This is a genomic window from Calothrix sp. PCC 6303, assembly GCF_000317435.1.
Classification (GTDB): Bacteria; Cyanobacteriota; Cyanobacteriia; order Cyanobacteriales; family Nostocaceae; genus PCC-6303.
This window is the reverse complement of record NC_019751.1, coordinates 5,675,624-5,691,996: the sequence shown is the minus strand read 5'-3', so window position 1 is coordinate 5,691,996 and position 16,373 is coordinate 5,675,624. Positions and strand designations below refer to the sequence as shown.

Genomic DNA, 16,373 nt, shown 5'->3' with positions numbered 1-16,373 from the left:
AAAAACTGGGATGCTGTGCTAAACACCTACCAATCTTGCTGCACAGGAAAATTGACTTCTAAGTAAGTATTAAGTAGTAAAAAAGACAGTTACATATATGCTGATGAATTTTTTTTCATTGGGGCTGTTTTCTGCTTAAAATTAGCCTTTTTGTACCCATAACAAAGAATTCCCCCAGTTAACTTAATAACATCCTTCTTGTAATAATTCCCTAATTTCCCTATAACAGTAGTTTGTCAATTCCATTACGGTTGCTTTTGCGTGCTTACCCTGGTATTGTTCCCAATGTTGCTGTTTAATCAAATACGGGCGACCTACTAAAACTGCCACACGACGATAGATTACCAGGGGATGCCAACCCATTTGATTAAACAATGGTTCACTTGGATCAAATAGACTCAATATCTTTAAGGGCATAGATGATGTGTTTACTTCCTCTAAAGATGCGATCGCTATTGGTAATACTGCCAGATTTTGGACACGCGATCGCATTGCTAAATGAGCAAACCCCCGCTGAAATTCACCCAACTTACTCGGATCTGTAAATTTTACCATCGGTTCAGGTCCTTCGGGAAACACACCCACCACCTGCCTTGATTGTAAAAAAGCTTGCGACTTTTGAAAAAAACTTGTGTTGCGTTGTCTATTAGCTGCCAGTGGAAAACATCCAAATTGTTCTGTAACTATTTCCCGCATCACTGGCACTTGTCCCATGTAATGATGACAAGCAAATCTAATCGGCTGAGATATTGCTGCCATTAATACTGGTGCATCCATAAAACTACGATGGTTACTAACTACTAAAATACTAGTATCACGGGGAACACGATTCTCGTAATAACTAGATAATTTGGTGGAAAGTCCTGTTAACAAAATTCGAGAAGTTTCTAAAGGGCTATTTTCACTCATCATTTTTACGTATAAGTTTTAAAACTTATTACAAACTTTATTTATTAAATTTTCACATTTCTTCACCGATATTTCGATAGCCATAAGGTAGAAATATACTTCTGTTCATCGCTTAATATCTATTGTTAACTGAGACTTTGTATTAATGGTGACAATAATTATATTTAATATATTCAGTGAAACTAATTAGATGAATATCTTAAGACTTTTAGCTAAAGTCAACCTTCATCACAGTTTGTCGCTAAATATTTTCAGTGACGCGAAATTTGCTAGTATTTAAGAGGTAACTTGAAAATGTATAATAGATATTATACAATTACATGGTTTTAGCCAAAAATCTCACTTAAAAGTTTATTTAAGAAGTAAATTTATTAATTTTGCATGAATCGAGAAAATTTAAAGGAAAAAAAATTCGCACTGACGACACCCTTATACTATGTCAATGATTTACCCCATATTGGCAGTGCTTACACAACAATGGCAGCTGACGTTGTGGCAAGACTCAAAAGGTTGATGGGTTATTCAGTCTTACTAGTGACAGGTACCGATGAACATGGACAAAAAATTGAGCGTAGTGCCGCAATCAAAGGTTTAGAGCCACAGGAATTCTGCGATCAAATCGTCCCAAATTTTATCTCGCTCTGGAAAATATTAAATATTGATTATGATAGTTTTAGTCGCACTAGTGCAGCGCGCCATGAAATAATTGTCAAAGAGTTTTTTCAACGAGTTTGGGAAACAGGTGATATTTACTTAGGACAGCAAAAAGGCTGGTACTGTGTCTCTTGTGAAGAATTCAAAGAGGAACGGGAACTTCTGGAAAACAACCGTTGTCCCATCCATCCCACTAAAGAAGTAGAATGGCGGGATGAAGAAAATTACTTTTTCCGATTGTCCAAATATCAAGAAAAACTATTGGCTTTATACGCTGAAAAACCTGATTTCATTCAGCCAGAAAGCCGACGGAATGAAGTTTTAAACTTTGTTAAGCAAGGATTACAAGATTTCTCGATTTCACGAGTCAACCTAGATTTAGGAATCAGAGTTCCTCAAAATCCTAAGCATACTCTCTATGTTTGGTTTGATGCATTACTAGCATATATTACGGCTCTTTTAGAACCCGATGCTGAACCTACCCTAACTAACGCTTTAAGCAAATGGTATCCCATCAATCTACATTTGATTGGTAAGGATATTTTACGCTTCCATGCTGTCTACTGGCCCGCCATGCTCATGTCAGGAAATTTACCATTACCACATCAGGTATTTGGACATGGTTTTTTGACTAAAGATGGGCAAAAAATGGGCAAATCTAGCGGAAATACCCTAGATCCCGTAGCCTTAGTAGAACGTTATGGTGCAGATGCAGTTCGTTATTACTTCCTTAAGGAAATCGAATTTGGCAAAGATGGCGACTTTAATGAAGTTAGGTTCATCAACGTTTTAAATGCAGATTTAGCAAATGATTTGGGGAATTTGCTCAACCGCACTTTAAATATGGTGAAAAAGTATTGCGACAGTAATATGCCGTCTGTAACTAGTCAAGATATCCCTGATACAAATCCTTTGAAAGCAATTGGTTTGTCACTGGGAGAAAAAGTCCAATATGCCTATGAAACATTAGCTTTTAATCAAGCCTGTGAATCAACCTTAGCTCTAGTTCAAGCTAGTAACAAGTATATTGATGACCAAGCTCCGTGGTCTTTGTATAAACAAGGACAACAGAGGACTGTGGAAGAAGTGCTATATGTGGTTCTAGAATCAGTCAGACTAGCTGCTTATTTACTGTCTCCCATTACACCCGGCATTAGTAGTGAAATTTATTCACAGCTAGGTTTGGCAATTGATTTTAATGATCAAGTAAAAACCGCGATCGCTGCACCCTATGATACCCATGCTCAATGGGGATTGTTAAGCAGTGAACAAAAATTGGGTACTCCCCAACCAGTCTTCAAACGACTCGATCCAATTAAAAACGATTAATTACTTTTAGTGTGATAGTTTTTTACATTGTCTAAATTTACCAGGGCTAGGTCGATTAGTTCTGGAAGATTATCATAAGAGATTCTCAAAAAGTTTGAAAATTCCGTAAATTCTGTAAATCAAAGTATAAAAAAGCCGGAGATATAAGACTATGACATCAATGTTAAATAATTTAGAGAGTGACTCTATTTTTACACCAGAGCAAGTTCTGGAAAATCGGGGACGTGTAGCCATATTTATTGATGGTTCAAATTTATTCTATGCAGCCTTACAATTAGGGATCGAAATTGATTATACAAAATTACTTTGTAGATTAACGGGCGGTTCTAGATTATTACGAGCATTCTTTTACACAGGGGTTGACCGGACAAACGAGAAACAACAGGGCTTTTTGTTGTGGATGCGTCGTAATGGCTACCGGGTGATTGCTAAGGATTTGGTACAATTACCAGATGGTTCCAAAAAAGCGAACCTGGATGTGGAAATTGCTGTAGATATGATGGCTTTAGTTGATTCTTACGATACAGCAGTGTTGGTAAGTGGAGATGGGGACTTAGCTTATGCGGTAAACTCGGTCAGCTATCGGGGTGTTAGGGTTGAAGTTGTCAGCTTGAGATCCATGACCAGTGATAGCTTAATTAATGTAAGCGATCGCTATATTGATTTAGAAGCTGTAAAAGAAGACATTCAGAAAACCCCACGACAAAGCTACCCCTACCGTCCCCTAGCGGGAATTGGTTTCATGGAACAACCTAGTGAAATGGACAGTCACCTAGAAATACCTGAATAGAGCCAAGGGAGCAGGGAGAGGGGGAGCAGGGGAATGTTTCCTATTGCCTCTTTCCCTCCTGCTGTTTCACTTTAACTTTTTGGGGAATAAAAAATGTGAGGTTTCTTTGTTTGAAAGCATCCCAATTTTGCACAAAGATTTTTAGCCAACACCCTAGAAAGGTGGGGTTATACAAACCAAGTCCCCCTGCGCGGACTAGGAATTTACAGCCCACGAAGGTGGGCTTTGCTTTGCTAGCCCCAGGCTTTAAGCCTGCGGGCTTTTCACACATTTGGGGTGCTTCTGTGTGTTTAGCATTGGCTTTCACGTTGACACTCACAGGTTGTAGTGGTAAACCCCAACCCCAAAAATCTCCCCAAGATATTTCTCCTCAAGATAAAGAAAGCCGACTGACGGTATTTGGTGGTAGCTTAGAACAATTTGATGAAGCTGGAAGACCAATTTGGAAAATCAATGCTCAACGAGCTAAATATAATAAAGAACAAAAACTTGGTCAGTTAGAAAATCCTTACGGTGAACTGTATCAAGATGGAAAAGTAGTATATAAAGTTAATGCCGAAATTGCAGATATCGAAGAAGACGGTAAGCAATTACAACTGAAAGGCAAAATAATCGCTACAGATCCCAATAATGGCATAGTTTTGCGGGGAAATGAGCTAGAATGGCGACCCAAAGAAGATTTATTAATTGTGCGAAATCAATTAAATGGGACTCATAAACAACTCCAAGCAGTTGCCAAAGAAGCAAGAGTCAAAACCCGCGAACAAAGGGTGGATTTTTTTGGTGGAGTCGCAGCAAAATCTGCCGAAGAACCAACTGTACAGATGCAGACAGAACATTTAACCTGGCTGCTGAAAGATGAGAAACTGATATGCGATCGCGTAATTCAATTTCAGCGCTATAAAAATAACCAAATTACCGATAGAGGCAAGGGTGACGCTGCTGAGGTATTTTTGAAAACTAAAATCATCAATATCACCAAAAATGCCCAGATTGAGTTAGCAGAACCCCAAGTCCAAATCATTAGCAATCTGATGAGTTGGAACCTAGCAACCGAAAACATCTTGACAAAATCACCAGTTAGGGTTTTTCATCGGACTGAAAACATCTTAGTGACAGGTAATCAAGGGGAATTGCGAATCCCTCAAAAGACGGTTTATTTGACGGGGAATGTCAACGCTATCGGCAAAAACCGTCAGTCTTTGAAATCGAATAAATTAACTTGGTATTTAAACAACCAATTGGTGGAAGCAAACGGCAATGTTACTTACCAGCAACTTAACCCACCCCTGACTTTTACCGGACAAAGTGCCACAGGCAACCTGCAACAGGAAAATTTAGTTGTCAAGGGTGGAAATAATGGTAGTAGTCGAGTTTTGACAGAGATTATTCCCCCAGAAGCAAAAGCACGGGAGTAAGATTATATTTTCGCTGAAACAGGAAGTAGGTTCCTCAGTTTTTCAATAATTTGGGGTGCAAAAATATTTTATCTATCTAAAGGTACATCCCAAAGGGATGACAGAGGTTTTAATGTTAATTTGGAATGTTGTGGGATCAAACAAATTAAACACCGTGAAGCCTAATGACTAGACTCAATTAATAACTAATCAGGTACCCGCTTTGAGACAACCATACTAATCCATTTTGTTTAGTTGAGGTGTGTAGGGCGTGACACGGTATGGATTTACCTAACCATTGCATTCTTTTTTCAAATTGCTACAATTCAAAACTTCTTACCTCGGCAATTCCAGTTCACTGCTATTATGCTTAGTTCCGATGCAGTTCAATCTTTAACCAACGTCAAAAACAATTTTATTATTAAATTTTTAATCATTGTTATTTGTAGTCTTTTTTTGGGATTGGTTTTTGACTTGGCGATTTTCAAAGACTGGATTCCCAGTCTGGCAATGGGTGAAGTTGATATTGCTATATATTTAATTTTGATTGGAATCAGTTTATTTGAATTCAATAAAAATAAAAATAAACCCGTTAGGGTGTGGGAAATTTTAGCGATTGCTAGCTGCATTTTACTTCTAATTGCGGAATGTCAGCACATATTTGTCATATATAAATTTGGAATCGACGAATTATTTTTTTTGGTGATAGTTTGGGTAAGTCTTGAGCAAAAATTGCTGGCGTTTCCAAGAGAGATCAAAGCCGAATTTCAGCAAGATTTGGCAATTCTAAATACGATTAATCAAACTACACCAACTCTAATTTGTGTCAAAAACAAAGAAGGCAAAGTCCTAGTAGCTAATCCATCATTACTTTACTTTTTAGGAAAGTCCGAAGCAGAAATTGTTGGCAAAACAGACTTAGAATTTTTAAGCGATCGCACTCAAGCTTTAACGATTATGGAACATGATCGTCAAGTCATAGAAACTGGCAGGGTACAAGTATTTGAAGAAACATTGAGTATTAATGGTGAAAGTCGGATTTTCCTCTCAACCAAATCACCATACTGCGACAACAACAGCAGTAGTAATATTACAGGGATAGTAAGTATTTCATTTGACATTACATCTCGAAAACAAACTCAAGCAAAACTAGCAGATAGCGAAGCCCTGTACCGAACCCTGGCTGAAGCAATGCCGCAAATGGTTTGGGTATTAGATAATCAAGGGCAGATGGTTTATGCCAATTCCCATTGGCGCGATCGCACTGGCTATAAACCCGAACAAATTAAGTATCAAGACTGGCATCAAGTAATACATCCAGAGGATTTACCCAAAGTAATTCAAGCTTGGGAAGAGACTTTAAAAAACGGTGGTTTAACCCTAGAAGTTGAGTTTCGCTCCCGTAAATATGATGGCACATATCGCTGGTATGTATGGCGTTCTGTGTCAATTAAAGATGAAAACGGGGATGCCGTCAGATTCGTTGGTACAGCTACCGATATCGAGGATCTCAAACAAACACAAATCAAGTTGCTGAATGTGCAAAACCGATTGCAGCATACCCTAGCAGCTACCAATACATTCCTCTGGGAACGCAACCTCAGCAATGATGAAGTCACCTTTTTTAACGCTGCTGTTGATGACAATCATTTTGTAATCAAACCTTTTGCCCAAATAATGGCATTGGTACATCCAGATGACTATGCAGCCGTAATTAATGCCTTCAAGGAAGGAATTTCCACAGGTGTTGTTTTTGAAGTAGAACATCGGACAGAAATAAATATTTTTGCCGATATCCATCAGCAAGAAATATCCCCATGGCGCTGGATGATGGTAAGAGGTCAAGTTATTCAAAATGCTGATGGCAAAGCAAGTCACATTTTAGGTACCAGCATCGATATTCATGAACGCAAGCAAGCCGAAATTGCTAGTCAAGCTGCGGAGAACAGTTTGCGGGAAAGTATGGTGATGCTAAATGCCATCAACGATGCCACAACTAATCTAATTTGTATTAAAGATATTCAAGGGCATTTCCTCAGCGTCAACCCTGCCATTCTCACAGTGTTAGGGAAATCAGAAGAGGAAATAATTGGTCACACTAACTTTGATATTTTAGAAAACTGGGAAGAAGCACAGCAAATCGTCGCACATGATGGTCTGGTGATAGAAACCGGAAAAACACATGTGTTTGAAGAGACAGTAAGCTTAAGTGGTGAAAAACTTACCTATCTTTCCACTAAATCACCTTACCGTGACCATTTAAATAATATTATCGGCATTGTTAGCATATCAATTGATATTAGCGAAACGAAGCGCAACGAAGTTGTTCGTCAACGCATAGAAGCTGCATTAGCAGAAAGTGAATACCGCTATCGTCAACTAGTGGAAAATATGCCGCAACTGGTTTGGCTTTCTGATGGTGACGGGGCAGTAGATTATCTGAATCAGCGCTGGTTAGATTACATAGGGATTCAACCGACATTTACCTGGAATTGGCAAAAAGTCATCCATCCCCAAGACTTCCCAGAATTTGTGCAAAATTGGACAGCAGCCATCAATAGCAAAAAGCCAATGGATGACCTCCAACATCGCCTTAAAAGCCATGATGGAACCTATCGATGGTTTTTGACAAAAGCAGTACCGATGTATGATACCCAAGGAGATATTACTAACTGGCTTGGTACTTGTACTGATATAGATGATCGCATCAAAGCGGAAACAGCAATCCGAGCCAAAGAAATCCAACTGCGGATTTTATCTGAATCTGGCTTAATTGGGATTTTGTTTACTGGTGATAACGGGGAAATTTACGAAGCAAATGACACATTTTTGAAGATAACTGGCTACAGTCTCCAAGAACTAAAAAATGGCGAACTTGATTGGCGTAATTTAACACCTGAAGAATTTTCCTCCTTGGATGAAATCGGCATCACCGAAGCCAAAGAAACAGGAATTTGTACCCCTTACGAAAAAGAATATATTCGTAAAGATGGTTCACGCATACCTATTTTGATAGGTTATACCCTATTTCCTGAACAACAAAATAGTTTTGTCGTCTTCATCCTGGATATTACAGATAAAAAGCGCGCCGAACAAGAACGCGATCGCTTCTTCAATGTATCGATAGATTTGCTGTGCATTGCTGGCACAGATGGTTACTTCAAGCGCATCAACCCGGCTTTTGAAAAATGCCTAGGTTGGACTGAAGAAGAACTACTAAATCAACCCTTCGTATACTTGATTCATCCTGATGATGTGGGTGCAACTGAAAACGCGATCGCTAAATTAAATATGGGGGAAAACGTCCTCCAATTTGAAAATCGCTATCGTTGCCGAGATGGTTCTTACAAATGGTTTATGTGGAATTCTTTTCTCGATACCGATACAACCTTAGTATACGCTGTCGCCCACGACGTTACCGAACCAAAAAAAGCCCAAGAAGCACTACGACAAAGTGAAGCCAGGTTACGGTTTTCCATGGAAGCCGCCCGCATAGGTAACTGGGACTTAGACATCAACACCAAAATTGCCAAACGTTCACTACGTCATGACCAAATATTTGGTTACGATAGCTTATTACCAGAGTGGAATTTTGATAAGTTTTCCCAACATGTTCACCCAGAAGATCGAGAGTTAGTTCAAAATGGCTTTGAAAAAGCCTTGAGTAATTATCAAGACTGGGGTTTTGAGTGTCGAATTCTCAAAGCAGATGGTAGTCTGGCTTGGATTTGGGTCAGAAGTAGTTTCTATTACGATACGAATAACATTCCCACCCATCTATTAGGACTAGTTGTAGACATCACCCAACAAAGACTTGCACTACGTGAACGGGAAGAAGCAGAAGCTAAAATTTATCAATTAAATGCCACTCTAGAAGATCGAGTTAAGCAACGCACCGCCCAGCTAGAAGCTGCAAATAAAGAACTAGAATCATTTTCTTACTCAGTTTCCCATGATCTGCGCGCACCTCTTCGTCACATTGCCGGATTCATGGATATGTTAAAAAAACATCTCATTGAGCAAGGATTAGATGACATCAGCAAACGTTACATTTCCATCATCCTGGAAGCTACCTCCAATGCAGGCACCTTAATCGATGATCTTTTAGCATTTTCCCGCATGGGTCGCACCGAAATGCGCCACATCACCATCGATATGAACCTACTGATTCAAGAACTACAAACAGAATTAGCAGCAGACATTGAAAATCGTCAAGTTAACTGGGAAATCGAACCTCTTCCCCTAGTTCAGGGGGATCCTTCCATGTTACGTCTGGTTTGGCGAAACCTCTTGGGAAATGCCCTCAAATACAGTCAAACTCGCACAGTTACCGAGATTAAAATCGGCATAGTTAAAAATATAGTTAAAAATCTAGATTCTCACTCCTCACCTATTGCATTACAATCTCAAAATATTTCTCACGAAATCATCTTCTACATCAAAGATAATGGAGTTGGTTTTAATATGCGGTATGTAAATAAATTATTTGGCGTGTTCCAACGCCTACACAGCGATTCTCGCTTTGAAGGAACAGGAGTTGGTTTAGCTAATGTTCAACGCATCATCCATCGCCATGGTGGACGCGTTTGGGCAGAGGGCGAACTTGATGTTGGAGCAACATTTTATTTCTCGTTACCCCAAAATCGCCAAAGTCTACCATTTCAAGAAGGAATTTAGGAGTGGAGAACAAAGAAAATTTGATGGAACTCAAACGTATACTCCTAGTAGAGGACAGCATTAATGATGTGGAATTAATCCTGACTTCACTGGCACAAAATCATCTTGGGAATGAGGTGGTAGTTGTTCGAGATGGAGAGGAAGCCTTAGATTACTTATATCGTCGAGGAATGTATCGATTACGGCGTGAAGGTAATCCAGTAGTGGTACTACTGGATCTAAAATTACCGAAAGTAAATGGAATCGAAGTCCTCGCAGAACTGAAAACGCACCCTGTTCTTCGGACTGTGCCAGTAGTAGTTCTAACATCATCACGAGAAGAGCAAGATTTAACAAGTTGCTACGAACTTGGTACTAATGCTTATGTCGTGAAACCTATCGACTTTCACGAATTTATGGATGTAATTCAGGGTTTAGGGTTATTTTGGGCAATCATCAACGAAACACCTCCAGGATCGATGCCTGTACCTATTAACAACGGTCAAGGAATTAAGTGAAATTATAAAACTTAGAAGGTAGTATATGTCACAACTTATGTTTCTCTTGCTGGAAGATAGTTTGTTGGATAGCGAATTGATTCGTGCCACGCTCACCGAGGGAGGCATAACTTGTGAACTCATGCATGTAACCACAGCAGATGAGTTTACAGTGGCACTGAAGCAAAAGAAGTTCGATATGATACTATCCGACTACTCGTTGCCGGGATTTGACGGGATTGCGGCTTTGGAAATAGCGCAGCAATATTCTCCCAATACGCCATTTATTTTCGTCACTGCCACTATGGGAGAAGAAGTTGCTATAGATACCCTCAAACTAGGTGCAACTGACTATGTACTCAAGCAAAGATTAGGCAGAATAGTGCCATCAGTTATGCGAGCTTTGCGGGAAGTAGAGGAACACGATGCCCGTAAGAAAGCTGAAAACGACCTGCACGAGAGAGAACAAGAATTTAAAGCCTTGGTGGAAAACTCCACCGATGTTATCGCCAGAATTGATGGTCAGTTGCGTTATGTATACATTAATCCAGCAATTAAAGGAGCGACAGGGATACCAGTATCTGTACTGACTGGGAAAAATGCGGCTGAATTAGGATTCCCCCGGCAAATATACGCTGAATGGGAAGAAAGATTGCGTCAAGTTTTTGCTAGCGGAATCGGCTGCTTTTTTGAATTTGACTTTATGTCACCCAATGGGATGCGCTATTATCAAGCCAGGGTAGAACCAGAATTTTCGGTTACAGGTGAAGTGCGATCGCTTCTAACAATCGCCCGTGATGTTACCGACTACAAAAATGTGGAACAAGCATTACGCAGAAACGAAACTGAATTAAGGGAGCAAAAAGAAGAACTAGAAAAACTCAACAGCATCAAAGATGAGTTTTTAGCAGTACTTTCACACGAACTGCGATCGCCTCTTAATGCTATCTTGGGTTGGTCAAAAATATTACGCAGCCGCAAGCTAGATAGCGTCACTTTTGAGCGAGCTTTAGAAACCATCGAACGCAACGCCAAACTTCAAACCCAACTCATCGAAGACTTACTGGACGTATCACGGATTATTCGCGGTAAATTAACCCTACATCCCCAACCCACTAATCTAGTGCTAGTTATCGAAGCTGCCATTGACACAATGCGTCTGGCGGCACAAGCTAAATCAATTAGTTTACAGTTTCAGATTTTAGAAGATGAAATATTAAATACATTTAAAGCTAGTAATAATACTAGTTTGAATGGCTATCTCCCAACAAATAACCCCATCCAAGCAAATAATTTTAAATTTAGAGTTTTGGGAGACTCCAGCCGCCTACAACAAATTATCTGGAACTTAGTTTCTAACGCCATCAAGTTTACTCCCACGGGTGGGGAGGTTCAAGTATTATTGCAACTGGCAAAACAGGAAGGAGAATCAAGGCATTTTGCTAAAATTACCGTCAAAGATACGGGAATGGGTATTAAAAGCGATTTTATACCCTACGTATTTGAATCCTTCCGTCAAGCAGATGGCTCCACTACCCGCAGATTTGGAGGTTTAGGGCTAGGTTTGGCAATAGTTCGCCATCTTGCTGAACTCCACGGTGGAAAAATTGATGTCAGTAGTGCTGGTGAAGGAAAAGGTGCAACATTTACCCTACAGATACCTTTAATCCCCAGTCCCGAAACAAAAACTTCCAGCACCTTAGGACAAAATTTAACCTCAATCACCACCACAGAAATTGTCGAACCTAGCAGCCAAGACAAACCTCTGCTTGGTATCAAGATTTTAGTAGTTGATGATGATGACGACTCACGTAACTTTTTAACTTTCGCCCTTACCGATTCAGGTGCTAAAACTAACTCAGTAGAATCAGCCGAATTAGCTATAGATGCCGTCCAAAGATTCCAACCAAATCTAATAGTTAGTGATATTGGAATGCCCCAAGAAGACGGATACAGTTTGATCAAGCGAATTCGTCAACTACCAAAATATCTAGGTGGAAACATTCCCGCGATCGCACTTACCGCTTATGCTGGAGATACCGATCGTCAAAAAGCCATCTCAGCAGGTTTTCAGACTCACCTCGCCAAACCAGTAATGCCCGATGAATTGATTGGTGCAGTAATTGAGTTAGTTGGACAGGGAGTGTGGGAGTGAGCGGTTATTGCCCATTACATCCGGCATAAATCATCAATAGATCTGTCTTTAAAAATCTTCATCGTCAGCGAAAAACTCTGGCTCATCATCCAAAAAAGATTTTCTACTTGTTCTCGCATTGGTAATATTTAGAACTGGGAGAAAAATAGCCGTAATTACGACCCCGAAAGCAACACAAAACGAGACAACCAAACCAAACGGAATTTTAATCGACTCGTAGGAAAGAAATTTCAAAGATATCGGTTCAGCATTTTGAGTACAGATGATAGCAATTGAAACTATCCAAATAGCTATTATTACTGAGGTAATGAGGTTAGCAAGATTTTTCATAAAGACCTCACGGGATGCGGGAAACTCAGTGTCTTTAGATCTGAGAGGGAAGCGAGACGGGTGGTTTTAACCACCGTGGTAATTAACCCGGTTGAACGTTTAATTAGTGATACTTTGTTTTTGCTAAATTGACCTAATCTTTTCCAATCTTGATCAGATACAGATACTTGTTTTTCTGTATCTCCACTAACCCATCCCAAATGGGTTTTATTTCCTTGTGTAGCTTTCACGTAGTCTCCTTTTCTAAATCCGTGTTTTGTAACTGTTCCGCCATATTTACGTCTAATACCTCCCTTGGATGGAACCATTAAATGTAGTTGTCTGCGACTGATTGGTGGACGACGTAAAATCGTAAATTGCGACTCAGTTATATTGACTTTGCCTATCCAACTACCACCATGACTTTTTGTTCCTTCCCATGATTTGTATTCAAGAAACTCGGAACACGCTAAGGTAATTGCATCAACTGCGTGAGTCTCTGGAACTTGCAAAGACTTGTCGGATTTCTTACAAGGGACTTCCAAATAAAAAAATACCCAAATTATTTCTTGTGGGATGGGCTTCCAGCCCGTCCTTATATTGAGCGGGCTAGAAGCCCACTCCACAAAATTGGAGAAATTATTTCTTGGAAGTCCCCAAGCTCAGTGGCTTTAGCCCTGAGTTATTGACCCAAATAAGCATTGGGTAGCCGAAACTAAGTAGGTGGGTGTTAAAAATTGTCGTTATGACAAGGTAATAGGCAGTGGGTAGTTGGGGTAAAACTTTGAAGCTAATTTATATGACGTTATATAGCGGAAACATTTGGGGTGGCTCTGCCTAGGCTGTTGATTTTGTGCTTTTTGAGAGGTTGAATTTTCACTCAACATCTTTGCTCTAACTTTTTCCTTGTCTCCGGCAAGGAATGCATATTTGGAGGCTTCTGCCTCCAGTCTCGATAGGCTAGGGTGTACACACGATTAGCCCCAGACTTTTAGCCTGATGGGCTATTTGTCAAAACTGGATGCTCACATAACTTTTGATTAGTTAGCATTATTTTTTAATATTTGCCACAATAGTATCAGTAATTTTAGGCATAATCACAATCAGGAATATTTTAAGGGACTTACAGCTAAATAATTATCCAATTTTTCATTGTGGAATAGACAGAAGTTGGCGGTGTCGGTTTCCGTCCCACCAAACCCCAGAGCATCCCTGACTGTATTTTCCGGCAATATGCCCAAACCACAGGATATTTTATTTTCTATAAGTCCCTAATCCTTCGAGATCGGTGCATGACATTTTCTTTCAATCAACTATTGTGAAATAGCCGCTTTTAATTGCCAATCAGCAAACTCATTTCTCCTCCATAGTACCCTAACAATGTCAACTCCTGAGCGACCTTTCGCCAGCTACCATCTTTGGTCTTTAATTGCCCCAACCGCAGGACAACAACATTGGCACTGCCAAATGCGAAGAGGGTTTATTAAGGTGCGACAACACGAGCCACGAGTCAAGCTATTATTAGGAAAAGCGACAGCATCGCAGCGGATTGGATTGTTAGCCCAGAAAGGTATATACGAGTTTCATTACAACCAGCAACTTTTGGATCAATCTGATGGTGTAGAAAAAGTTGCACAGCTACTTGATTTGGGCAATACAACAGATGAAGTCCAGCACAGAGTCCTACAAATCCTTCACAAATATCATAGTCAACCTTTACTTCTAGGAAAACGTATCGTTTTGTTAACTCGCGGGGATGAAGGTTTTCCCAAAGCAATTTTGATCGAAAGCAAAAATTACAGCTTTCGTTTATATGCAACCATGGATTGTGTATTTGCAGAATCTGATAACACATTACATATATTAGATTTTAAAACAGGTAAATCACCTTTTGACCGTAGACAAGCATTAGTATATTTATTAGCTGCGAGGTACCTTTATCCTGGATACAGAGTAGTTGCGTCGTTCTACAATTTAGAATTTATCAAGCAATCAGAAATAATTCATATGAGTGAAAGTGAGCTTGATTGCGTGGAATTAGAATTAGCAAATATAGCTCAAAAACATCAAATTGATGTCCATAGTTGCCATACTGAAGAAGATTTTCCGGACATTTTTCCTCCAAATCCAGGTTATCACTGCCGTTTTTGTCCCTTTCACTCAATTTGTGAGTTCTCCCAAACAATTTGATTGTAAAACTGATTTGTTTCCACATCCCCAACTTATTCAAGAAGTTGGGGATACTTTACCTGCTGAGATATTCTCCTAATTTAGATAATTTACTTAGCTAACTTATTTGAGTTTAGTGGTGCATTATATATTTGTGAACATTGCTTTTTATCCACGTCAATTTTAGTCTGAATTTTTTGCGGTAAACCGGGCTGAGAATTTTTAAAAATCCTGTCAAATTCCCGTTGATAATGAGCCGCAATTACTGGATTATCAATTAATAGGAGTGTCTCATCATTCCCATGATTTGCCGCTTCAGACCAATTGTGAGAACCTGTAATCACAATTTTATGATCAACAATAGCAAATTTATGATGCAATAAATCACCTTTTGGCAAAACAGGTACAGCTACCGTACTAATTGGATTTTTCCAGGGTTGGTTATTCGCTTCATATTTACATTTATTACTTAAAACTACACCCATCATATCTAAGGCTTCACTATAGGGGCGATAGGCAAAATTTCGATCAATTATGGCGCGGATATCTACATTTTCTTGATGCCGATTTTCCAAAGTATTAGCAAGTCTTTGTTCAGAGAATACAAATAATGCCATATCTACAGATTCTGTTGCCATTTCTAGGGTTTGATTAATTATCCCGTTACTACTATTAATCCAGGGTTGGGTTGGTGAGATTGGTGAAAAGTTAATTGTAATTTGGCTACTTCCTAATTTGATCTTTTTGACTCCCCGATTCGTTTTTTTTAATCCAAATTTCCTATCTAACTTATTTTCGTCACCCCACATCAAGTTAAATTCTTCTGTAAAGATGGTTGCCAATTCAGGACTATCAATTTTGAGTAAGTTATTGGCATTTCCAGATGTTTCAAGATTTTTAAAATCGCCATGTATGTCAGACATGGTAAAATTAGCTGAGGTTACAACTAAAAAGCGATTATCAACAATTACAAATTTGTGATGCATTAAATCGCTGCCGCGAGTCCCATCTGATGTATCATCGATTTTGGGAATTTTGGCATTGTTTAATAATGCTAAGGCATCCCGTTGATTAATTTCTTCCTCACTCAATTTACCATCTTTATTGATATCAATAAATTGAGCATAATCCTGATATTTTTCTCGTTCTCTTTGTTTAAGTTTACTTACTTCAGATGAAGTTAGGTTACTCCAGGGTTTATTATAGGTATTTTCCAAAATAATCCTAATTTTTACCCCGGATTTATGTTTTTCCACTAGGGCTTGGGCAATTTTAGGTAAACGTAATTCTTGAACTGCAACATCGATTGATGACTTTGCTTGGTAAATAGTATCAATAATTTGTTGTTCTAAGTCATCTCCAGGACGCTTTTGAGAACGATAGGGTTCTTGGTAAGATGATGTTTGGCTGTGATTGAAGTAAACTTGGATCAAAGGATCTTGAGGCAAAGGTTTTAAAGCAATATTTTGGGGTTTTACTTGCTGACAAGCAGTCACAGTTAATGACAA

12 protein-coding genes are annotated in these 16,373 nt (G+C 39.3%); 7 read left to right on the top strand and 5 right to left on the bottom strand.

From position 1 onward, the window contains the following. Positions 1–183: 183 nt before the first annotated feature. Positions 184–909, bottom strand: coding sequence for a lysophospholipid acyltransferase family protein (locus CAL6303_RS23035; RefSeq protein ID WP_041739891.1), 726 nt, complete (start codon positions 907–909; stop codon positions 184–186). A 381-nt stretch (positions 910–1,290) separates the two neighbouring features. On the opposite strand from CAL6303_RS23035, the gene metG reads away from it, so the two are divergent. Together metG and CAL6303_RS23025 are read left to right on the top strand one after the other, a co-directional pair. Beyond that, the gene (gene metG / locus CAL6303_RS23030) at positions 1,291–2,892 is read left to right on the top strand and encodes a methionine--tRNA ligase (protein ID WP_015200236.1); all 1,602 of its coding nucleotides are present in this window, start codon (positions 1,291–1,293) and stop codon (positions 2,890–2,892) included. A gap of 160 nt (positions 2,893–3,052) precedes the next feature. Next, positions 3,053–3,682 carry an NYN domain-containing protein gene (locus CAL6303_RS23025; RefSeq protein ID WP_041739888.1) on the top strand — a complete coding sequence of 210 codons (630 nt, stop codon included), beginning with the start codon at positions 3,053–3,055 and terminating at the stop codon, positions 3,680–3,682. Between the two features lie 40 nt (positions 3,683–3,722). On the opposite strand, the gene CAL6303_RS30595 is transcribed toward CAL6303_RS23025, so the two are convergent. After that, the gene (locus CAL6303_RS30595) at positions 3,723–3,989 is read right to left on the bottom strand and encodes a hypothetical protein (protein WP_162471397.1); all 267 of its coding nucleotides are present in this window, start codon (positions 3,987–3,989) and stop codon (positions 3,723–3,725) included. A 1-nt stretch (position 3,990) separates the two neighbouring features. On the opposite strand from CAL6303_RS30595, the gene lptC reads away from it, so the two are divergent. The 4 genes from lptC (at position 3,991) to CAL6303_RS23005 (ending at position 12,387) form a co-directional block, all read left to right on the top strand. Beyond that, positions 3,991–5,100, top strand: coding sequence for an LPS export ABC transporter periplasmic protein LptC (lptC, locus tag CAL6303_RS23020; protein WP_415748910.1), 1,110 nt, complete (start codon positions 3,991–3,993; stop codon positions 5,098–5,100). 345 nt (positions 5,101–5,445) lie between these two features. Continuing rightward, entirely contained in the window at positions 5,446–9,756 is a 4,311-nt protein-coding gene (locus CAL6303_RS28670; protein ID WP_015200233.1) for a PAS domain S-box protein, read from the top strand. A 23-nt stretch (positions 9,757–9,779) separates the two neighbouring features. Next, positions 9,780–10,253, top strand: a complete 474-nt coding sequence (locus CAL6303_RS23010) for a response regulator (RefSeq protein ID WP_203225992.1) — start codon at positions 9,780–9,782, stop codon at positions 10,251–10,253. A 25-nt stretch (positions 10,254–10,278) separates the two neighbouring features. Then, a complete protein-coding gene (locus CAL6303_RS23005) occupies positions 10,279–12,387 on the top strand; it encodes a response regulator (protein WP_015200231.1) in 2,109 nt (702 codons plus the stop codon). Positions 12,388–12,435: 48 nt separating this feature from the next. Here the strand turns inward: CAL6303_RS23005 and CAL6303_RS23000 are convergent, their stop codons facing one another. Together CAL6303_RS23000 and CAL6303_RS22995 are read right to left on the bottom strand one after the other, a co-directional pair. Then, entirely contained in the window at positions 12,436–12,717 is a 282-nt protein-coding gene (locus CAL6303_RS23000) for a lipopolysaccharide assembly protein LapA domain-containing protein (protein WP_015200230.1), read from the bottom strand. Further along, positions 12,714–13,241 (bottom strand): hypothetical protein, encoded by a 528-nt coding sequence (locus CAL6303_RS22995; RefSeq protein ID WP_238993729.1) that lies wholly within the window; start codon positions 13,239–13,241, stop codon positions 12,714–12,716. The genes CAL6303_RS23000 and CAL6303_RS22995 overlap by 4 nt, the downstream gene beginning before the upstream one ends. Positions 13,242–14,076: 835 nt before the next feature. On the opposite strand from CAL6303_RS22995, the gene CAL6303_RS22990 reads away from it, so the two are divergent. Beyond that, entirely contained in the window at positions 14,077–14,886 is an 810-nt protein-coding gene (locus tag CAL6303_RS22990) for a PD-(D/E)XK nuclease family protein (RefSeq protein WP_015200228.1), read from the top strand. Positions 14,887–14,975: 89 nt separating this feature from the next. On the opposite strand, the gene CAL6303_RS22985 is transcribed toward CAL6303_RS22990, so the two are convergent. After that, complete coding sequence (locus CAL6303_RS22985) at positions 14,976–16,373, bottom strand: phospholipase D-like domain-containing protein (protein WP_238993728.1); 1,398 nt, start codon at positions 16,371–16,373, stop codon at positions 14,976–14,978.